We start from the raw sequence: 18,701 nt of genomic DNA on the forward strand, positions 1-18,701 counted from the left end.
CTTATCCGAAGAACGTGCGGTAGGCCGACTGCACGCGGCCGTCGGCGTCCAGGCCGAAGAAAACGCGCCAGCGGTCCAGACAGGTGCAGGGATGCGAAATGCCGAACTCGATCACGTCGCCCGGCGCCAGTTCGCTGTCCGGCGCGATGGCCAGGAAGGCGTGCTGGTCGTTGAGCCGCGTGACGCGGGCTTGCGTGTCCCAGCCGGGCAGGGCCGCGCCGCCGCGGAAGGCGGCCAGCGGCGCGGGCAGGTCCTGGTCGTAGGACACGTCGCGCATGCCGAAGCCGCAGATCGCCAGGCCCGGTTCCGGTCGCGACAGGACTTCGCCCCACAGGCGCAGGGCCGGCCGGAAGTCGGTGGCGGCGTTGCGCGCCTGGCCGTCGACCAGGAAGCCCGCGCGGGCGTCCATGGCCTGCAGCGCGCGCTGATAGGTGCCATGGTCATGGAAGAAGATGGCGCCGCTGCGCAGCACCAGCTGGGCATTGCCGTCCTCAAACAGCCAGCCCTTGGCCGCCTGAGTGACATGGTCGAAGAAGGCCGAGCCGCCCGCGGTGAACACCAGAGGCGCGTGCGGGGCCAGCGCGCGCACTTCCTTGAACGCACGGGCGGCGCGCTCCATCAGCGCGGCGATATTGCTGGCGGTGAGCGCCGCGTCCGAGCTGGCGACGGCGCCTTCGTAGGTGGCCACGCCCGCCAGCGCGAGCTTGTCGCCCTGCTCACGGATCGCGGCCAGGATGGCTGCGACCGCGGCATCGTCGCGCGCGCCCGCGCGGCCGCCGCCGACTTCCACCAGCACCTCCACGGGCCGGCCGGCTTCAGCGGCCGCGGCGGCCAGCGAACGCACGGTGTCGGCGGAGTCCGCGAATGCCAGCAGGCGCGCATGGGGGTAGCCGGCAAGCAGCTTGCCCAGGCGGGCGCCGCTGGCCGCGCCGCCGATCTCATTGCCCAGCATCAGGCGGGTTACGCCTGCGCGCAGCAGCACGGCGGCCTGCTGCAGGTTGGCGACGGTGGCGCCCCAGGCGCCGGCATCGAGCAGGCGCTGCACGATCTGCGGCGACATCGGCGTCTTGGCATGCGGCGCCAGCGCCGCGCCGTGGCTGCGGGCGTACTGGAAGATCTGCTCGACGTTATGGGCGAATGCGGCCTCATCCAGCGTCAGGACGGGCAGGGCCATGTTGCCGCTCCTGGGCTGCCAGCCCCGGGCCGCCACGCCGCGCAGCGGGACGGCGGGCTCGCCCGGAGGAATGCCCCGGTAGGTATCGTCCAGTGGAGAATCGAGCAGGGTTTCCAGGAAGGGATTCATGTGGCCGCCGAAGAAAGATCAGGGTTATGACAACGTTGTCATTTGATGGCGGCAGTCTAATGGTAACGTTGTCAAATTAGGATTAGGGCAATCCCCTAGGGATGCCCGACCGGCGGCTCAGGCCGGCGCCGACGCGGTTTCGTCCTTCCAGCGCTGCTTGTCGCGCAAGGGCGGCGAACCGAACAGGCGGCTGTATTCGCGGCTGAACTGCGACGAGCTTTCGTAGCCCACGGAATGCGCCGCCAGCGCTACGCCCGCGTCATCGGTCAGCATCAGGCGCCGCGCTTCCTGCAGGCGCAGGTGCTTCTGGTATTGCAGCGGGCTCATGGCGGTGGCCTGCTTGAAATGATGGTGCAGCGAAGACACGCTCATGTGCACGTCGCGTGCGATTTCTTCCACGCGCAGGGGCTGGGCATAGTTGTCGCGCAGGATGCGGATGGCCTTGGCCACGCGGTTGAGCTGGCTGTCCTGCAGCACCGATTGGCGCAGCACCGCGCCCTGGCCGTTCATCAGCAGGCGGTACAGCAGCTCGCGCTTGACCAGGGGCGCCAGGATGGGAATGTCGCGCGGCGTGTCCAGCAGGCGCAACAGGCGCAGCACCGCGTCCAGCAGCGCGCCGCCCAGCGGATTGACGCAAAGCGCGCGCGCGGCCTCGGCTGGCGGCTGCGGCGGCAGGCTTTCGTCGCTGATCAGCGAGGTGATCTCCTCCACGTTCAGCTCCAGCCGCAAGCCCAGATAGGGCAGCGTCGGACTGGCGACGGACACCTTGGCCACGACCGGCAGATCCACCGAGGAAATCAGGTAATGGAAGGGGTCGTACTCGTAGGCATCGTCGCCGATGAGCAAGCGCTTGGAACCCTGGGCGATGACGCCCAGCGCGGCCTTCTGCAGTCCGGGCTTGGCGCCGGTGGGCTGCGAAATGCGGTGCAGGAACAGGCCCTCGATGGGCGTGTCCAGCGAACCCTCCAGGTCGCCGGTCATGCGTTCCAGCGTGCAGAGCAGTTCGCGCCGCGCCGGCTCATAGGCGACGTCCAGGGGCGGGACGGCGACTCTGGCGGCAAGTGCGGATGTGATGGTCATGGGGGCTCCCGTGGCGCGCCGTGCCGGATGGGCGTTGGCGGCAGAAAGTCGGAGGATTGGGTGGCTTTCAGTTTATGCCTAAGCTTGCCTGCATCCAGGCTGCGGTGCTTTTCATGGAGAAATGGGCAGAAAATTCGGAGGAATGAGCGGCCAGGCGCCGCAGACTGGCCTGCGCTGCAGGATTGGGCAAAAAAAGGGCAGGATCAAGCAGCGTCCGCGCCGGCCCCTGGACGCATACTTTCCTTCATCCCGGCAGGCGGGCCGCGGCCATTCCATCCCGGAGCGCCGGCTCCCGCCCAGCCCTTGAAGGAGCGCAACCATGCGGTACAAGAAATTCGGAAGCACCGGCCTGTTCGTGTCGGAACTCTGCCTGGGCACCATGACTTTCGGCGGCGAAGGCGAACTCTGGAGCAAGATCGGCAACCTGCAGCAGGAAGAGGCCAACCGGCTGGTGGGCCGCGCGCTGGATGCCGGGGTCAATTTCATCGACACCGCCGACGTGTACTCCGAGGGGCGTTCGGAAGTCATCACCGGCCAGGCGCTGCGCGACCTGAAGGTGGCGCGCGAGGACGTCGTGATCGCGACCAAGGTGTTCGGGCAGACGGGCGCCGGCGTCAATGCGCGCGGCAACTCGCGTTCGCACATCATGGACGGCGTCAAGAAGAGCCTGTCGCGCCTGCAACTGGACCACATCGACCTCTACCAAATTCACGGTTTCGATCCCGCCACGCCAGTGGAAGAAACGGTCAGGGCGCTGGACAATCTGGTGCAGCACGGCCATGTGCGCTACGTCGGCGTGTCCAACTGGGCCGCCTGGCAGATCATGAAGGCGCTGGGTATCGCTGAACGCCTGGGGTTGGCGCGCTTCGAATCGCTGCAGGCCTATTACACGATCGCCGGCCGCGATCTGGAGCGCGAGATCGTCCCCATGTTGCAGAGCGAAGGCGTGGGCCTGATGGTATGGAGTCCGCTGGCAGGCGGCTTGCTCAGCGGCAAGTACAGCCGCGACGGGCAGGCCGAAGCCGGCAGCCGCCGCGCCGCCTTCGATTTCCCGCCGGTGGACCAGGAACGCGCCTACGACAGCATCGACGTCCTGCGGCGCGTCGCCGGCGCGCGCGGCGTATCGGTGGCGCAGGTGGCCCTGGCCTGGCTGCTGCACCAGCAGGCCGTGACCAGCGTCATCATCGGCGCCAAGCGCGTCGACCAGCTGGACGACAACCTGGCGGCCACGGCGATACGCCTGACGGCGGACGAACTGGCCGAGCTGGACCAGGTCAGCGCCTTGCCGCCGGAGTATCCGGGCTGGATGCATGTGCGCCAGGGCGAATACCGGCGCAAGCAGCTGAGCGAATCCGGCGGGGCGTAAAACGCCGGGGACAGGTGGGGCCGCCAGCGGTGGGACCGCCTCCGGCGAGGCCGCCGCCGGCGTGGCTGCCGGCGGGCGTGCCAGGCCTCGCGCCGTGCCGCGGCGACTAGAATGTCATGCACATTGCTGTGTATGGATTCTTGTCTTCAAGGGACACGCGTGGCCATTCCGTATCTACGCCGCCTGACGGCCGTCAGCCGCAGCCCCCAGGCCAACAGGCACCTGGCTTACATCCTGACCTTCACCGCCGGCGCGGTCAACGCGGGCGGCTTCCTGGCCGTGCAGCAATACACCTCGCACATGTCCGGCATCGTCTCCATGATGGCCGATCACCTGGCGCTGGGCGGGGTGATCGTGGTGCTGCAGGGGCTGGCGGCGCTGCTGTCCTTTCTGGCCGGCGCCGCCAGCTCGGCCTTCCTGATCAACTTTGGGCGCCGCTCGCACCTGACCAGCGAATACGCGATGCCGCTGCTGTACGAAGCCGTGCTGTTGCTGGGCTTCGGCTTGCTGGGCGCCAACCTGGAAACGCTGCGCTGGTTCTACGTGCCGGGCACGGTCATGCTGCTTTGCTACATCATGGGTCTGCAGAACGCCATGATCACCAAGCTGTCGCGCTCCGAGATCCGCACCACGCATGTGACGGGCATGGTGACCGATATCGGCATAGAACTGGGCAAGCTGTTTTACTGGAACGTGGCCCAGGGCGATCCGGCCTCCATGCAGCCGGTGCGCGCGGACCGCAGCAAGCTTGTCGTGCTCACCGTGCTGGTGTCGCTGTTCTTCGTCGGCGGCGTGACGGGGGCATATTCCTTCTTCAACTTCGGGTTCGGCTCGACGGTGCCGCTGGCGCTGGTGCTCATGGTGCTGGCCGCCGTACCCATCGTGGACGACATCCGCAGTCTGCTGCCGCGCATGTAGGGCCTGTGCGCCCGCCGCCGAACTACAATGCCCTGCACCGATACACAGGAGGCAGACCGGGCATGGACGCGGAATTCTGGCTGGAGCGTTGGCGCGAAGGGCGCACGCATTTTCATCAATCGCGGGTCACGCCGCTATTGCAGAAGTATTGGCCGACGCTGGGCGTGCCCAAGGACGGCCGGGTGCTGGTGCCGCTTTGCGGCAAGTCGCTGGACATGGTGTGGATCGCGGCGCAGGGGCATTCCGTGCTGGGCGTCGAGCTGTCCGAGCTCGCGGTCGAGCAGTTCTTCGAAGAAAACGAACTCAAGCCGCTCACGCACGTGTCCGTCTATGGCAAGCACTACGTGGCGGGCAGCATCGAAATCATCTGCGGCGACATCTTCAAACTGGATGCGCAACTGCTGTCGCATTGCGTGGGCGCCTATGACCGCGCCGCGCTGGTGGCGTTGCCGGACACCATGCGCGCAGACTACGTGCGCCACGTCTACGGCAATCTGTCGCCCGCCTATCAGGGACTGCTGATCACGCTGGACTACCCGCAGGAAGAAATGGCGGGGCCGCCGTTCTCTGTCGTGGACAGCGAAGTGCAGAACATCTTTGCGGGCGTGTCGCCCGCCAGGATCATCGACCGCCGCGACATCCTGGAAAAGGAACCGAAGTTCCTGGCGGCCGGCGTCAGCCGGCTGGACACCGTGGTCTATCACCTGGGCGCGCAGGAATGAAGACGGCGCCCGCCTGAGCACAGGCGGGCGCCATGCTCTCAGGTCATCAGCCAGCCGCCGGCCACGTCCAGCACCTGGCCGGTGACGAAGCGGGCTTGATCCGACGCGAAGAACAGGCAGGCATCCGCTACTTCTTCCGGCGTACCCAGGCGGCGCAGCGCGGTTACCTGCGCAACCGCGTCATTGATTTCCTTGGGCACGGTTTTCAGCAAGGGCGTGCTGATGCGTCCAGGCGCCAGGGCGTTGACGGTGACCTGGTGCTCGCCCAGTTCGGCGGCCCAATGGCGCGTCAGACCGATCAGTCCGGCCTTGGTGGCCGCGTAATGCGCCGCCACGATGTCGCAATAGGCGCGGCCGGCTACGGAAGACATGTTGATCACGCGGCCCTGGCGCTCGCGCACCATGTGCGGCGTGGCCAGGTGCGTCATGTAGAACACGCTGTTCAGGTTGACGGCGACCACGTTCTCCCATTCCCTGGGCGGCATCTCCCAGACCTTCAGCGCGCGTCCATCGGTCTTCGGTGAAATGCCGACGTTGTTGACCAGGATGGTGGCCGGACCCTGCTCTGCGCTGATGCGTTCGTAGGCTGCCTGGCACTCCTCGAAGCGCGCGACGTCCGCGTGCACGAAGCAGGCTTCATGGCCGCGCTTGCGCAGTTCCTTTTCGTAAGCCTGCCCGCCCTGCGCATTGAAATCGATGAGACCCACGCGGCCGCCTTCCGCCAGGAAGCCTTCGACGATGGCCGAGCCTATGCCGCCGACCGCGCCCGTCACGATGGCCACCTGGTCCTTGAAGCGCCCGCTCATGCGGCCACCTTCAGCATGATCTTGCCGATGTGCTTGCTGCTTTCCATCAGCGCATGCGCCTGGGCCGCTTCCGCCAGCGGAAACACCTTGTGGATGCGCGGCAGGCATTGCCCCTGTTCCATCAGCGGCAACACTTTTTCCGCCAGCGCGCGGGTGATCGCGCCCTTGTCCTCGTCGGAGCGGGGGCGCAGGGTGGAGCCGGTGAATTGCAGGCGCTTGAGCATGATGGGCATGGCGTCGATCTCGGCCTTGCTGCCCTCCAGGAAAGCGATCTGCACCAGCCGGCCATTGAGCGCCAGCAGCCGCAGGTTCTTGTTGATGTAGGCGCCGCCCACCATGTCCAGTATCACGTCCACGCCCGCGCCGCCGCTGCCCTGGCGCACCGCCGCCTCGAAGTCGGCCTCGCGGTACAGCACGGCATGGTGCGCGCCGGCGGCCAGGCAGGCGTCGGCCTTCTCCTGGTTGCCTACCGTGGTCCAGACTTCGGCGCCGAAGGCGCGCGCCAGCTGGATCGCGGTCAGGCCGATGCCGCTGGAACCGCCGTGCACCAGGAAGCGTTCGCCGGCGGCCAGACGGGCGCGGTCGAACACATTGGTCCAGACGGTGTAGTAGTTCTCGGGGATGGCGGCGGCCGTCAACAGGTCCAGGCCGCGCGGCACGGGCAGGCAATGGCGTTCGTCCGCCAGGCAGTATTGGGCGTAGCCGCCGCCCGGCGTCAGCGCGCAGACCTGGTCGCCGACTTTCCAGAGGCTGGCGTCGGGCCCGGTGGCGACGATGGTGCCGGAAACCTCCAGCCCCAGGTGGGGCGAGGCGCCCGGAGGCGGCGGATAGGAGCCGGAGCGTTGCAGCACGTCGGGGCGGTTGACCCCGGCGTAGGCGACCTCGATCAGCACCTGGCGGCCGGCGGGGGCCTCCATGTCGCGTTCTGCCAGGCGCATGCAGTCGGGCGCGCCGCCCTGGCCGTGGTCGATGTATGTGCAGCGTAAAGACATAAGGAATCCTTGGTATCAATGGCCCAGGTAGGCCTTCTTCACATGCGGGTCGCTCAGCAGCTCCGCGCCAGTGCCGGTGCGTACGATGGCGCCGTTCTCCAGCACGTAGCCGCGGTCCGCCAGCCGCAGCGTGCGGAACACGTTCTGCTCCACCAGCAGCACGGTCACGCCGTGCGCGGTGACGCCGCGGATGATGTCGAACATCTGCTGCACCAGTAGCGGCGACAGGCCCAGCGAGGGCTCGTCGAACACCAGCAGCTTGGGATCGGCCATCATGCCGCGCGCGATCGCCACCATCTGCTGTTCGCCGCCGGAAAGCGAGCCGGCGTACTGGTTCAGGCGTTCCTGCACCCGCGGGAAGATACCCAGCACCTCGTCCAGCTTGCGTTGCACGATGGGGCGCGCGGCGCGCTTGTAAGAACCCATCAGCAGATTGTCGCGCACCGTGAAATGCGGGAACAGCTGGCGGCCTTCGGGAATCATGGTGATGCCCGCGTCGACGATGTCGTAGGGCTTGCGGTTGGTCAAGTCCTGGCCTTCGAATTCGACCTTGCCCTCCATGGCGGCGATGACGCCGCACAGCGTCTTCAAGGTGGTGGTCTTGCCGGCGCCATTGGCGCCGATCAGCGTGACGATCTCGCCCGCATGGACCTCGAAGTTCAGGCCGTTCAGGACCTGGCTCTTGCCGTAGCCCGAGGACAGATTCGAAACCTTAAGCATCCTGGTACTCCTTGCCCAAATAGGCCTCGATGACGGCGGGGTTCTCCACCACGTCCTTGGGCGCGCCGCTGACCAGCACCGCGCCTTCGTTCAGCACGATGATGCGGTCGGACAGCGCCATGGTGGCCTGCATCATGTGCTCGATCAGCAGCACCGATACGCCGGAATCTCGGATGCGGCGGATCATCTGGATCGACTTCTCGATGTCGGTCGGGTTCAGTCCCGCCATCACCTCGTCCAGCAGCAGGATGCGCGGCTTGATCGCCAGCGCGCGGGCGACCTCCAGGCGCTTCATGCCGCCCACGGTCAGGTTGCGCGCCTCGATGTCCAGGTACTTCACCAGGTCGGTCTGCTCGGCGACCTTCAGTGCGATCTGCTCGGCTTCGTCACGGTTCGACGTGCGGATGAAGGCGCCCAGCATGATGTTCTCCAGCACGGTCAGGCCGGTGAACGGCTTGGCGATCTGGAAGGTGCGGCCCAGCCCCTGGTGCGCGAATTCGTCGGGCGTCTTGCAGGTGACCCAGTTGCCTTGCGCGTCCAGCATGGTGATGCCGCCCTTGTCCGGCGACAGGAAGCCCGACAGCAGGTTGAAAACCGTGGTCTTGCCCGCGCCGTTGGGGCCGATCATGCCCAGGATCTCGTTCTGGTTCAGCGTCAGCGACACGTCGTTGGTGGCGCGCAGGCCGCCGAAGCTTTTGAACAGCTTGTCGGCCTTGAGCACCGGCTGATCCGTGCGTTCGGCGCTGTGCAGGCGCAGTTCATCGGCCAGCTTGAGCTTGGCGCGGGGCGTGCCCAGATAGGGCAGACGCGACAGCCAGCGTTCGATGGCCGGGCCGAAGGCGCCGGCCAGGCCGCGCGGAATGGTCAGCACCACCGCTACCAGGATCAGGCCGTAGATCAGCCCGTGCATGCCGTTGCCCACGCTGCTGAGCCAGCCGCGCGCCAGTTCGGCGATGGGCAGCACCAGGAAGGTGCCGGCGATGGGGCCGGCCACCGTGCCCAGCCCGCCAATCAGCGCGAACATGGCCACCTGGATCGACAGCTCCAGCGAAAACGCCGAACTCGGGTCCACGAAGGTCAGGTAGGTGATGTGGAAGGTGCCGATGATGCTGGTCAGCATGGCGGACACGACCGCGGCGATGATCTTCATGCGCACGGTATGGATGCCGACCGCCAGCGCCGCGTCCTCGCGTTCGCGGATCGCGATCAGATAATGGCCGATGCGCGACTTGCGGATGTACCAGGAGGCCCAGGTCACCAGCAGGAACAGGCCGAAGGCGATGATCACGTAATTGACCTTCTCGCGGAACACGATCCAGGTCCAGCCTATGTTCAGCGGCAGGCTGATGCCGCTGGAGCCGCCCGTCCAGCTTTCCTCGTGGATCACCAGGAGGCGCACCACTTCCAGGATCGCGATGGTGGCCAGCGCGAAGAACGGGCCGCGCAGCCGCAGCGTGGGGTAGCTGATGAGGATGGCGACCGCGCTCGAGATCGCCGCGCCCGCCAGCATGCCGAACCACGGCGAAATGCCGAAGTTCTGCGTCAGCAGCGTGGCGGTATAGCCGCCGATGCCGTAGAACACGGCGTGGCCCAGCGATAGCTGGCCGGCGTAGCCGCCGACGATGTTCCAGGCCACGGACAGGGCCGAGAACACGAACAGCAGGACGAACAGGTTGGTCCAGAAGGGCGTGCCCATGATCACAGGCACAAGGAACATCGCAATCAGCAGGATGAGGCTGACGTAGGTCTTGGGGTGTCGGATATCGGGAAACACATCTCGCTCCTTGTTGCTCTGATCACTCTGTGCCGACGCCGAACAGGCCGTTCGGACGCAGCACCAGGATCAAGAGGAAGATCCCGAAATAGACGACCTCTTTCAGGTCGGGGGCGATGTAGAAGCCAGCCAGCGTGTCCACGATGCCGATGATCATGGAGCCGGCCACCGCGCCGTACAGGCTGCCCAGGCCGCCCAGCACCACGATGACGAAGGCCGTCAACACGAAGTACGTGCCCACGGTGGGAAACACCGGATACTGCGGCGCCAGCAGGCCGGCGGCGATGCCGACAAAGGCCGTGCCCAGGCCGAAGGCGATGGCGTAGACGTTGTTGACGTTCACGCCCATCAGGGTGGCGGCATAGCGGTGCTGCGCCACGGCCCGCAGCGCGCGGCCCAGGTAGGTGCGGTGCATGAACAGGTGCAGCAGCACCGCCAGGGTCAGGCCGATCACGAAGGTGACGAGCTGCCCGGTCACCATCGAATAGGGGCCGATGTCGATGGCGTTCGTGCCCAGTTCCACCGGCGCGCGATAGACGTTGGCGCCGAATATGACCAGGGCGAGATTCAGCAGGATGGTGGACACGCCCACCGTGGCGAAGATCTGGATATGCTGGTCGGCGTTGAGCAGCGGCTGGATGATGCCTTTCTGCGTCAGCGCGCCCAGCGCGAACAGGATGACGGCGACGGGCACCAGGCCGGCATAGGGGTGCACGCCGAATTGCGCCGCGATCAGATAGACCATGTACATGCCTATCATCAGGAACTCGCCGTGCGCGAAGTTCACGACGCGCACCACGCCGAAGATCAGCGTCAGCCCCAGGCTGATGATGGTGTACGCGCCGCCCAGCAACAGGCCGTTGATGACCAGTTGAATGAATAGTTCCATGTTGCAACCTCTTAGAGCGGGTAGCGGCCCCGGCCCGGCCGTGTTGTCGGCCGGACCGGGGCGCGCGGACCCCGGGATACGTCAGGCGCCCCCGAGCGCCTGAGCACTGGCGTGGCGCTTATTTCTTGAAGACCGGCTTGCCGAGTGCGAGGTTGCTGGGCGCGATGGTGACCAGCTTGCCGTCCTGCCACTGCATCACGTAGAACGTGGATGCATTGTTCTGGCCGTCTTCGCCGAAGTCGAAGGCCCAGCCGTTGGCGCTCTGGCCGGCCGGCTTCTTGTAGGCCAGGACGGCGGCGCGGATCTTGTCCTTATCCGTGGACTTGGCGTTGCCGATGGCTTCGAAGAAGGCCTTGGCGCCGACGTAGTTGGTCAGGCTGTGGCCGGATTGGGGATCGCTCTTGTAGGTGGCCTTGTAGGCTTCGAGGAACTTGTCCAGGCCGGGCGCGCCTGCGGGATTGATGGAGGATTGCGGGAAGTCCAGGTCGAACACGCCGTTCATGTCGGCGCCCACGGCCTTGGCCGTGTCCGCCAGCGAATAGCCGCCGCCCGCGCCGATCACGACCTTGGGCTTGAAGCCCGCGGCGCGCGCCTGGCTGAAGAACAGGATGGCGTCGTTCTGGTAGGCCGTCTGCAGCACCACGTCGACCTTGGCGCCCTTCAGGCGCAGGATCAGCGAGGACAGGTCGACGGTCTTGGCCGAGTACGGCAACACTTCCGCGACCGTATAGCCCAGTTCCTGCGCGCGTTTTTTCTCGGTGGCGGCCACGTCGGTGCCGTAGGGGCCGTCCTCGTGGATGATGCCGATCTTGATGTCCTTGGGGTTCAGCCCCATGCCCGGCGCGATGGTGTCGTGCAGCGCGTTGACCACCGACACGCCGTACAGCGCGGTGTTGGGGTTGCTGCGGAACAGGTACTTGTAGCCGCGGGTGGTGATCTTGTGCGCGGTGGCGCCCAGTTCGAAATAGGGCACGCCGGCCAGCTCGGTCACGGGCGAGGCCGCGTAGGAAATGCCGGAAGCGTAGCTGCCGAACACGCCGACCACGTTGGAGGAAATCAGGCGCTTGGTTTCCGACACGGCTTGCGTCGGATCGACGGCGTCGGCCTTGATGATTTCGATCTTCTCGCCGTTGACCCCGCCCGCGGCGTTGATTTCATTGACGGCCAGCTCCAGGCCGCGATAGCTCTCTTGTCCCAGGAGCGCGAGCGCGCCGCTGAACGGGAAGAGGGCGCCTACCTTCATGTCGGCCGCTGCGGTGCCGCTTGCCAGCGCGCCGCATACGCCCAGCGCCAAAGCAATTTTGTTGAACTTGAACACTGTCTACGCTCCTTTGTCGGTATGGGATGCGGACTTTCTTGTTTGGTCCGTTTTTTTGAATATATGATATATCGGCCGGGCGGGTAGCAAACCCCGCCTTGGATTCTAGTGGGGGCCGTAACCCGCCGAATCGGGGAATTCCCTAAAGCCGCATGAATAAAGACTTAGCGGGCTGACGTCGAGCAAATCCAGGTGCTTTTGCTACTTCGGGATGACACTTTTCGATGTACGGCCCGGTTGCAATAAACGTCATAAGCTGGCGGTTTTTTTCATATATCGTATATCATCAATCGGCTGTTTTTCATAAGAATCAGGAGACAGAGGCATGTTCGAGGAAGTGGATTTCGCCGGGAAAAAGGTGCTCATCACCGCCGGCGCGGACGGGCTGGGCCTGGAGATGGCGAAGGTGTTCCGCCATGCCGGCGCCTCCGTGTTCGTATGCGATGTGAACCAGGAGCGCCTGGCCGCGCTGCCGGCCGAATTGCCTGGCGTGCATGCGGCCCTGGCCGACGTCTCGGACGAAGACAGCATCGCCGCGCTGTTCGATCAGGTCCGCGCCAAGCTGGGCGGCCTGGACATCCTGGTCAACAACGCCGGCGTGGCCGGTCCCACTGGCTACGTCGAAACCCTGTCCAAGGCGGACTGGGACCGCACGCTGGCCGTGAACATCACCGGACAGTTCCTGTGCGCGCGCCAGGCCATCGGCCTGCTCAAGGAGTCCAAGGCCGGCGTGATGATCAACCTGTCGTCCGCGGCCGGCCATCTGGGCTTTGCCGGGCGCTCGGTTTATTCCGCCTCGAAGTGGGCAGTGATTGGCTTCACCAAATCCCTGGCCATCGAACTGGGCCCCTATGGCATCCGCGTCAACGCCATCCTGCCGGGCGCGGTGGAAGGGCCGCGCATCCGCGCCGTGATCGCGGCGAAGGCGGATACGCTGGGCCGTCCGGTGGAGGAGATTGCCGCGCAGTACGAGAACCAGGCCGCGCTGGGCCGCATGGTCACGGCGCGCGATATCGCCAACATGGTGCTGTTCAACGCCAGCGAGGCCGCCCGCAGCGTCTCGGGGCAGGCCATCGTGGTGGACGGCTTCACACAGAAGCTTTACTGATGGACGCCGGGTCCAAGGCGCAGCGCGCCGCCATCATCGGAACCGGCCTGATCGGCCAGGGCTGGGCCATCGTGTTCGCCCGCATGGGCTGGGAAGTGCGCCTGTATGACGTCAACGCCGCAATGCTGGCCGAAGCCCGCGGCCTGATCCTGCAGCAGCTGCGCGAACTTGAAGCCCAGGGCTTGCTGCAGGACGCCGAGGCCATAGGCGGGCGCGTCCATGTGGCAAGCAACCTGGCCGATGCCTTGAAGGGCGCCAGCTACATCCAGGAGAACTCGCCCGAAAACGTCGAGATCAAGCGGGCGCTGTTTGCCGAACTGGACGCGGCGGCCGAACCCGACGCGATCATCGGCAGTTCCACGTCCAGCATCCCCGCCAGCGAATTCACCGGGCATCTGGCCGGGCGCCACCGCTGCCTGGTGGCGCACCCGGTGAATCCGCCGTACCTGATCCCGGTGGTGGAACTGTGCCCCGCACCCTGGACCAGCCCGCAGGCCGTCGATTCCGCCCGCGCCGTCATGGCCGGCATCGGCCAGAAGCCGGTGCTGGTGCGGCGCGAAATCGAAGGCTTCATCCTCAACCGCCTGCAGGGCGCGCTGCTGCACGAGGCGTTCCGCCTGGCCAGCGCGGGCATCGCCAGCGCCGAGGACATCGACGCCACGGTGAAGGACGGCCTGGGCCTGCGCTGGTCGTTCATGGGGCCGTTCGAAACCATAGACCTCAACGCGCCGGGCGGCATCGCCGACTATTGCGCGCGCTACGGCGGGCTGTACCAGTCCATCGGCGCGACCCAGGGCGAACCCGTCGCCTGGGACGGCGCGCTGGTCGAAGCGCTGTCGGAGGAACGCCGCGGCTTGCTGCCGCAGGAAGATCTTGCCAAGCGCCGCTTCTGGCGCGATGAAAAACTGATGCGCCTCATGCGCCATAAACAGGACAACGGAGACAACAATGGCTAAGCCCAAGCAGAAAGTCATCATCACTTGCGCCGTGACGGGCGCCATCCACACGCCCAGCATGTCGCCGCACCTGCCGGTAACCGCCGACGAGATCGCGGAGGCTGCCATCGGCGCGGCCAAGGCGGGCGCGGCGGTGCTGCACCTGCATGCGCGCGATCCGCAGACCGGCAAGCCGTCGCAGGATCCGGCGCTGTTCAAGCCCTTCCTGGAGCGGATCAAGCGGGAAACGGACGCCATCATCAACATCACCACCGGCGGCAGCCCGCATATGACGGTGGAAGAGCGCATGCGCCCGGCCACCACCTTCAAGCCGGAACTGGCGTCCCTGAACATGGGGTCCATGAACTTCGGCCTGTACCCCATGCTGGGCCGCTTCAAGGAGTTCAAGCATGACTGGGAGCGCGAGCATCTGGAGAACAGCCGCTCGCTGGTGTTTCGCAATACCTACCAGGACATCGAATCGATCCTCGCGCTGGGCAACGCCAACGGCACCCGCTTCGAGTTCGAGTGCTACGACATCAGCCACCTGTACAACCTGGCCCATTTCGTGGACCGCGGCCTGGTCAAGTCGCCGCCCTTCATCCAGTCGGTATTCGGCATCCTCGGCGGCATCGGCCCGCACCCCGAAGACCTGATGCACATGAAGCGCACGGCCGACCGCTTGTTCGGCAACGACTATGAGTGGTCGATCCTGGGCGCCGGCCGCGGCCAGATCCCGCTGGCCACCATAGGCGCGGCCATGGGCTCGAACGTGCGGGTGGGGCTGGAGGATTCGCTGTGGATCGGCCCGGGCGAGATGGCGCAATCCAATCAGGTGCAGGTGGAGCGCATCCGCACCATCCTGGAGGCGTTGAACCTGGAAATCGCCACGCCCGCAGAAGCGCGCGCCAAGCTGGACTTGAAGGGCAAGGACAACGTGGCGTTCTGATGCGGCCAGGGGCCGGCCGCTATCCGGCTCCTTGTCGCGTCAGGCGCGGCGGCGCAGCGCGGCAGCCAGCGTGTCGGTGTCGAGCGCGCGGTCGAAGTTGGCGGCGTGGCGGGCCTTCAGGCTCAGCTCCGCAGCCAGCCGCAGTTCCGCGTCGTCCGGCATGTCGGCCGCACCCAGTTCGCGCAAGGTGGTGGGCAGGCCCACCAGGGCATACCAGCGGGTCAGCTCGTCCAGCATGCCGTCCGTCCGGCTTTCCAGGTCCAACTGCACCAGCAGGCCGACCGCCACCTGCAGGCCATGCGGGGCGCTCGCCACGCCGCTGATCTTGGGCAGTCCGCGCGTCAGCGCGTGGGCGATGGACAGGCCGCCGCTTTCGAAACCGAGGCCGCTCATGAGGATCATCGCTTCCACCACGCGTTCAAAGGCCGGCGTAGGCTGGCCGCTGCCGGCAACCGCCACGGCATCCGCGCCGTCGGCCAGCAGGGTGCGCAGGCAGCCGTCGGCGATGAACTGGGCGGTGAGAGGCGGCGCGCCGTCATACATGTTGCGGCCGCCGTTGCGGCCGCATTGCTCTGCCTCGAATTTCTTCGAGACCGCGTCGCCCAGCCCGGCGAGAAAGAAATTCGCCGGCGCGGTGGCGATGACGGCGGTATCGACCAGCACGATGGTGGGGTTGAACAACATGTGCTCCACCGCCAGGAGGTTGTGATGGGCGTCGTACAGGACGTAGTTCTTGCTGGTCGGCGCGTCGTTAGACGCGACGGTCGGCACGGTGATGAGATGGCAGTGCGAGGACTTGGCCACCGCCTTGCCCGCGTCCAGCGCCTTGCCGCCGCCCACCGCGATGACCATGTCGATGCCGGCCGGCGCGGCCTGCGCGCGCAATTGCGTGATCGCGGCCGGCGTCAGGTCGCCTTCGACCATCAGCGGTATCAGCGACACGTTTTGCGCCGCGCACAAGGCTTCGATTCTTGGCCCCAGCACGCCATGCACGTAGCTGTCGATGACCAGGGCCGCGCGGCGGCCGAACAGGGCTGCGTACTGTCCCAGGGTGTCCAGGGCGCCGGCGCCCTGGATGTAGCGGCTGGGCGCGCCAAAAATCTTCAGCATCGGATTTTCCTTCGGGTTTGCCTATTTGCGGGCAGCGGGGGGGCGGTAGTCGAGTTCCTTTTCGCGCTCGACCAGCCAGTCGATCATGATCTTGCCGCCCCAGACCAGATCGGCCTGGATGGCTTGCCTGGCGGCTTCGGAGTCGCGCGCTTCCAGGGCTTCCAGCACCGCTTCGTGGCGGTGCTCGTTCTGCGAATAGTCCAGGCCCGAGGTCTTGACGTGGAACACCTTGAGGATGGGGCCGGTGATCACCCAGAACGATTCCACCGTGGCGCGCAGGATGGGCTTGTTGCTGGCTTCCAGGATGGCGAAGTGGAACTTGCGGTTCAGGTAGCTGGCGCGCTTGGGATCGCTGGCGGTGCAGGAGATGAAGTCCCGTTGCAGCGCGATCAGGTTGTCCAGTTGCTTGCGCGTGATGTGCTGGGCGGCCTCGGCCGCGCCCATGCCTTCCAGGTGGAAGCGGATCTGCTGGATTTCACGCAGCTTTTCCGAATTGACGTAAGGCACGTAGACCGCGGTGGCCGCCTGCATTTCCAGGCCTTGCTCGCTGATCAGCCGGAAGATGGCCTCGCGTACAGGCGTGATGGAGACGCCCATTTCCTGGGCCAGTTCGCCAATGATCAGGCGTTCGCCGGGTTCGTACTGCCCGTTGATCAGGGCATTGCGGATTTCGTTGTAGACCCTGACGGAGAGGTTCTCTTTCTTGACCGGTTTAAGGCTGGACATGACAGGCTCAGGCTTGCTGTATTGATGGGGGCGGGTGGATTCGGGATGAATTCTATCCCGCCATGGCAAATTCGAGCGCGATGGGTATATTATATATCATATATCCTAACAGCAAAAAGGAAGCGCCATGAGGAGTGACAGGGAGGTCCCCACCGAAGGGGAGGTCGGGCTGCTGCGGGAAAAGGCCCGCCACATCCGGCTGGAGACCATCAGGTTGATCGAGATCGCCAAGGTCGGGCATTACAGCTCGGTGTTCTCGTGCGCGGAAATCTTCGCCGCGCTGTACTACGACGTGATGCGGCTGCGTCCGGGCGAGCCTCAGTGGCCCGACCGCGACCGCTTCCTGATGGGCAAGGGCCATGCGGCGGTGGGCCTGTTCCCGGTGTTGGCCGACCATGGCTTCATTGCCCGCGAACTGCTGGACGGCTACACCCGCCTGGGCAGCCCGCTGGGGGACCATCCCGACATGAGCAAGGTGCCGGGCGTGGATTTCAGCTCGGGTTCCATCGGCCATGCCTTGTCCAATGGCGTGGGCATGGCGGTGGGCGGGCGCATGAGCGGGCGCGACTTCAACGTCTTCGTGCTGCTGGGCGATGGCGAGATGCAGGAAGGCCAGGTCTGGGAGGCGGCGCTCTTCGCCGCCCACAACCGCCTGTCGCGCCTGGTCGCCATCATCGACCGCAACGGCTACCAGCTGGACGGCAAGGTCGACGACGTCATGGGCGTGGAATCGCTGAAGGAAAAATGGCAGGCCTTCGGTTGGGAGGTGCACGAAGTGGACGGCCATGACCTGGCGGAACTGACCGCCTTGCTGCGCCGCCTGCGCGCGGACGAATCGCGCGCCAGGCCGGCCTGCGTGATCGCAAAGACCATCAAGGGCAAGGGCGTCTCCTACATGGAAACCGAGCCAGGCTGGCACCTGGGCTACCTGGCGCCGCAAGATGCGCAAAGCGCCGTCGAAGAAATCCTTTCCCGCGAGATCTGAATGGCACAGGCACAAGTTCTCTCTCCCGATTCCTGGCAGTACCGCGCACTGAACGCGGTGAACCCCGGGCTGTCCTATCTTTCCGACGCGCTGATCGAATTGGCTGCGGCCGGCCATCCGGTGGTCGCGGGTTCGGCCGACCTGCAGTACTCCAACGGCCTGAACCGCTTTGCCCAGGCCTATCCCGACCGCTATGTGCAGTTCGGCATTTCCGAGCAGAACATGGTGTCGGCCGCGGCAGGCCTGGCGACCACGGGCATGATGCCCTTCGTCGCGACCTTCGCGTCCTTCCTGGGTCTTCTGTGCTGCGAACAGATCCGCATGGACGTGGCGTATACCAAGCTGCCCGTGCGCCTGATCGGCCACCATACCGGCATCAGCCTGGGCTTTTACGGCACCTCGCACCACGCCACCGAAGATATCTCGACGATGCGGGCGCTGGCTGGCCTGACGGTGGTCTCGCCTGCCGACGGTCCGCAGCTGGCATCCGCCATCAAGGCATCGGTGGACTGGCCCGAGCCGATCTACTTCCGCATCGGCCGCGGCCGCGACCCGCAGGTTTACGAAGATGGCGTGCCGTTCGAGTTCGGCCGCGCCATCGTCCATTCCAGCGGCTCGGACCTGAACATCATCGCCTGCGGCATCACCGTGCACGCGGCCCTGGCCGCCGCCGAGCAGCTGCGCGGCGAAGGATTGTCGGTGGGCGTGATAGACATGCCCACTATCAAGCCCCTGGACCGCGACGCCGTGCTGGCCGCGGCAGGCAAGTCCCGCGTGCTGATGACGGTGGAAGAGCACAACGTGCTGGGCGGGCTGGGCTCGGCCGTGGCCGAGGTGCTGGCCGACGCGGGCACAGGCACGCGCCTGCGCCGCCATGGCATCTACGATGAATACAGCCTGATTGCGCCGCCCACCACCCTGTATGCGCACTACAAGCTGGACGCGGACGGCATCGCCGACGTCGCGCGCGCCACGCTCCGGCCCTGAGACATGGAGACAG

General features: G+C 65.9%; 17 protein-coding genes and 1 pseudogene. 8 read left to right on the top strand and 10 right to left on the bottom strand.

Translation table 11 applies throughout. The features are described from left to right. Nucleotide 1 precedes the first annotated feature (1 nt). Nucleotides 2-1,303, bottom strand: a complete 1,302-nt coding sequence (locus tag DXK93_RS16810) for an alanine racemase (protein WP_119450642.1) — start codon at nucleotides 1,301-1,303, stop codon at nucleotides 2-4. A gap of 117 nt (nucleotides 1,304-1,420) precedes the next feature. Continuing rightward, complete coding sequence (locus tag DXK93_RS16815; RefSeq protein ID WP_054457828.1) at nucleotides 1,421-2,383, bottom strand: AraC family transcriptional regulator; 963 nt, start codon at nucleotides 2,381-2,383, stop codon at nucleotides 1,421-1,423. A gap of 319 nt (nucleotides 2,384-2,702) precedes the next feature. Between DXK93_RS16815 and DXK93_RS16820 the strand changes: the two genes are divergently transcribed. The 3 genes and pseudogenes from DXK93_RS16820 to DXK93_RS16830 all read left to right on the top strand — a co-directional run bounded on the left by DXK93_RS16820 (nucleotide 2,703) and on the right by DXK93_RS16830 (nucleotide 5,389). Continuing rightward, entirely contained in the window at nucleotides 2,703-3,749 is a 1,047-nt protein-coding gene (locus DXK93_RS16820; RefSeq protein WP_119450643.1) for an aldo/keto reductase, read from the top strand. A 159-nt stretch (nucleotides 3,750-3,908) separates the two neighbouring features. Then, nucleotides 3,909-4,646, top strand: a pseudogene (locus tag DXK93_RS16825) (YoaK family protein); the annotation flags it as partial. An 83-nt stretch (nucleotides 4,647-4,729) separates the two neighbouring features. Continuing rightward, nucleotides 4,730-5,389, top strand: a complete 660-nt coding sequence (locus DXK93_RS16830; protein ID WP_119450644.1) for a thiopurine S-methyltransferase — start codon at nucleotides 4,730-4,732, stop codon at nucleotides 5,387-5,389. A 38-nt stretch (nucleotides 5,390-5,427) separates the two neighbouring features. Here the strand turns inward: DXK93_RS16830 and DXK93_RS16835 are convergent, their stop codons facing one another. The 6 genes from DXK93_RS16835 to DXK93_RS16860 form a co-directional block, all read right to left on the bottom strand. Continuing rightward, entirely contained in the window at nucleotides 5,428-6,195 is a 768-nt protein-coding gene (locus tag DXK93_RS16835; protein WP_119450645.1) for an SDR family NAD(P)-dependent oxidoreductase, read from the bottom strand. Further along, on the bottom strand, nucleotides 6,192-7,187 hold the full coding sequence (locus DXK93_RS16840) for an NAD(P)H-quinone oxidoreductase (RefSeq protein ID WP_119450646.1): 996 nt from the start codon (nucleotides 7,185-7,187) through the stop codon (nucleotides 6,192-6,194). Before DXK93_RS16840 ends, DXK93_RS16835 begins: the two co-directional genes overlap by 4 nt. Before the next feature lie 15 nt (nucleotides 7,188-7,202). Beyond that, nucleotides 7,203-7,907, bottom strand: coding sequence for an ABC transporter ATP-binding protein (locus tag DXK93_RS16845; RefSeq protein ID WP_054457822.1), 705 nt, complete (start codon nucleotides 7,905-7,907; stop codon nucleotides 7,203-7,205). Continuing rightward, complete coding sequence (locus DXK93_RS16850) at nucleotides 7,900-9,681, bottom strand: ATP-binding cassette domain-containing protein (protein WP_119450647.1); 1,782 nt, start codon at nucleotides 9,679-9,681, stop codon at nucleotides 7,900-7,902. Before DXK93_RS16850 ends, DXK93_RS16845 begins: the two co-directional genes overlap by 8 nt. 22 nt (nucleotides 9,682-9,703) lie before the next feature. Next, nucleotides 9,704-10,570 carry a branched-chain amino acid ABC transporter permease gene (locus DXK93_RS16855; RefSeq protein ID WP_054457820.1) on the bottom strand — a complete coding sequence of 289 codons (867 nt, stop codon included), beginning with the start codon at nucleotides 10,568-10,570 and terminating at the stop codon, nucleotides 9,704-9,706. Between the two features lie 118 nt (nucleotides 10,571-10,688). After that, a complete protein-coding gene (locus DXK93_RS16860; RefSeq protein WP_054457819.1) occupies nucleotides 10,689-11,888 on the bottom strand; it encodes an ABC transporter substrate-binding protein in 1,200 nt (399 codons plus the stop codon). Nucleotides 11,889-12,213: 325 nt separating this feature from the next. On the opposite strand from DXK93_RS16860, the gene DXK93_RS16865 reads away from it, so the two are divergent. Genes DXK93_RS16865 through DXK93_RS16875 form a run of 3 tightly spaced genes read left to right on the top strand, consistent with a single transcriptional unit; the run spans nucleotide 12,214 to nucleotide 14,880 of the window. Continuing rightward, complete coding sequence (locus DXK93_RS16865) at nucleotides 12,214-12,996, top strand: SDR family oxidoreductase (protein ID WP_119450648.1); 783 nt, start codon at nucleotides 12,214-12,216, stop codon at nucleotides 12,994-12,996. Then, nucleotides 12,996-13,952, top strand: a complete 957-nt coding sequence (locus DXK93_RS16870) for a 3-hydroxyacyl-CoA dehydrogenase (RefSeq protein ID WP_054457817.1) — start codon at nucleotides 12,996-12,998, stop codon at nucleotides 13,950-13,952. The genes DXK93_RS16865 and DXK93_RS16870 overlap by 1 nt, the downstream gene beginning before the upstream one ends. Next, nucleotides 13,945-14,880 carry a 3-keto-5-aminohexanoate cleavage protein gene (locus tag DXK93_RS16875; protein ID WP_054457816.1) on the top strand — a complete coding sequence of 312 codons (936 nt, stop codon included), beginning with the start codon at nucleotides 13,945-13,947 and terminating at the stop codon, nucleotides 14,878-14,880. Before DXK93_RS16870 ends, DXK93_RS16875 begins: the two co-directional genes overlap by 8 nt. 39 nt (nucleotides 14,881-14,919) lie before the next feature. On the opposite strand, the gene DXK93_RS16880 is transcribed toward DXK93_RS16875, so the two are convergent. Both DXK93_RS16880 and DXK93_RS16885 read right to left on the bottom strand, forming a co-directional pair. Further along, a complete protein-coding gene (locus tag DXK93_RS16880; RefSeq protein ID WP_119450649.1) occupies nucleotides 14,920-15,990 on the bottom strand; it encodes a glycerol dehydrogenase in 1,071 nt (356 codons plus the stop codon). 21 nt (nucleotides 15,991-16,011) lie between these two features. Next, nucleotides 16,012-16,716: a GntR family transcriptional regulator gene (locus DXK93_RS16885; protein ID WP_054457814.1), complete on the bottom strand. Its 705-nt coding sequence runs from the start codon at nucleotides 16,714-16,716 to the stop codon at nucleotides 16,012-16,014. Nucleotides 16,717-16,843: 127 nt separating this feature from the next. Between DXK93_RS16885 and DXK93_RS16890 the strand changes: the two genes are divergently transcribed. Both DXK93_RS16890 and DXK93_RS16895 read left to right on the top strand, forming a co-directional pair. Next, the gene (locus DXK93_RS16890) at nucleotides 16,844-17,701 is read left to right on the top strand and encodes a transketolase (protein WP_119450650.1); all 858 of its coding nucleotides are present in this window, start codon (nucleotides 16,844-16,846) and stop codon (nucleotides 17,699-17,701) included. Continuing rightward, nucleotides 17,702-18,688, top strand: coding sequence for a transketolase family protein (locus DXK93_RS16895; protein WP_054457812.1), 987 nt, complete (start codon nucleotides 17,702-17,704; stop codon nucleotides 18,686-18,688). It begins immediately after the preceding gene. The last annotated feature ends 13 nt before the right edge of the window (nucleotides 18,689-18,701 follow it).

This window comes from Achromobacter sp. K91, assembly GCF_003576205.1.
Lineage (GTDB): Bacteria > Pseudomonadota > Gammaproteobacteria > Burkholderiales > Burkholderiaceae_B > Achromobacter > Achromobacter aegrifaciens.

What these genes read in the sequence shown, in the direction of transcription:
- DXK93_RS16810 (WP_119450642.1), bottom strand. Translation starts at nt 1,303, where the DNA reads ATGAATCCCTTCCTGGAAACCCTGCTCGATTCTCCACTGGACGATACC.
- DXK93_RS16815 (WP_054457828.1), bottom strand. Translation starts at nt 2,383, where the DNA reads ATGACCATCACATCCGCACTTGCCGCCAGAGTCGCCGTCCCGCCCCTG.
- DXK93_RS16820 (WP_119450643.1), top strand. Translation starts at nt 2,703, where the DNA reads ATGCGGTACAAGAAATTCGGAAGCACCGGCCTGTTCGTGTCGGAACTC.
- DXK93_RS16830 (WP_119450644.1), top strand. Translation starts at nt 4,730, where the DNA reads ATGGACGCGGAATTCTGGCTGGAGCGTTGGCGCGAAGGGCGCACGCAT.
- DXK93_RS16835 (WP_119450645.1), bottom strand. Translation starts at nt 6,195, where the DNA reads ATGAGCGGGCGCTTCAAGGACCAGGTGGCCATCGTGACGGGCGCGGTC.
- DXK93_RS16840 (WP_119450646.1), bottom strand. Translation starts at nt 7,187, where the DNA reads ATGTCTTTACGCTGCACATACATCGACCACGGCCAGGGCGGCGCGCCC.
- DXK93_RS16845 (WP_054457822.1), bottom strand. Translation starts at nt 7,907, where the DNA reads ATGCTTAAGGTTTCGAATCTGTCCTCGGGCTACGGCAAGAGCCAGGTC.
- DXK93_RS16855 (WP_054457820.1), bottom strand. Translation starts at nt 10,570, where the DNA reads ATGGAACTATTCATTCAACTGGTCATCAACGGCCTGTTGCTGGGCGGC.
- DXK93_RS16865 (WP_119450648.1), top strand. Translation starts at nt 12,214, where the DNA reads ATGTTCGAGGAAGTGGATTTCGCCGGGAAAAAGGTGCTCATCACCGCC.
- DXK93_RS16870 (WP_054457817.1), top strand. Translation starts at nt 12,996, where the DNA reads ATGGACGCCGGGTCCAAGGCGCAGCGCGCCGCCATCATCGGAACCGGC.
- DXK93_RS16875 (WP_054457816.1), top strand. Translation starts at nt 13,945, where the DNA reads ATGGCTAAGCCCAAGCAGAAAGTCATCATCACTTGCGCCGTGACGGGC.
- DXK93_RS16880 (WP_119450649.1), bottom strand. Translation starts at nt 15,990, where the DNA reads ATGCTGAAGATTTTTGGCGCGCCCAGCCGCTACATCCAGGGCGCCGGC.
- DXK93_RS16885 (WP_054457814.1), bottom strand. Translation starts at nt 16,716, where the DNA reads ATGTCCAGCCTTAAACCGGTCAAGAAAGAGAACCTCTCCGTCAGGGTC.
- DXK93_RS16890 (WP_119450650.1), top strand. Translation starts at nt 16,844, where the DNA reads ATGAGGAGTGACAGGGAGGTCCCCACCGAAGGGGAGGTCGGGCTGCTG.
- DXK93_RS16895 (WP_054457812.1), top strand. Translation starts at nt 17,702, where the DNA reads ATGGCACAGGCACAAGTTCTCTCTCCCGATTCCTGGCAGTACCGCGCA.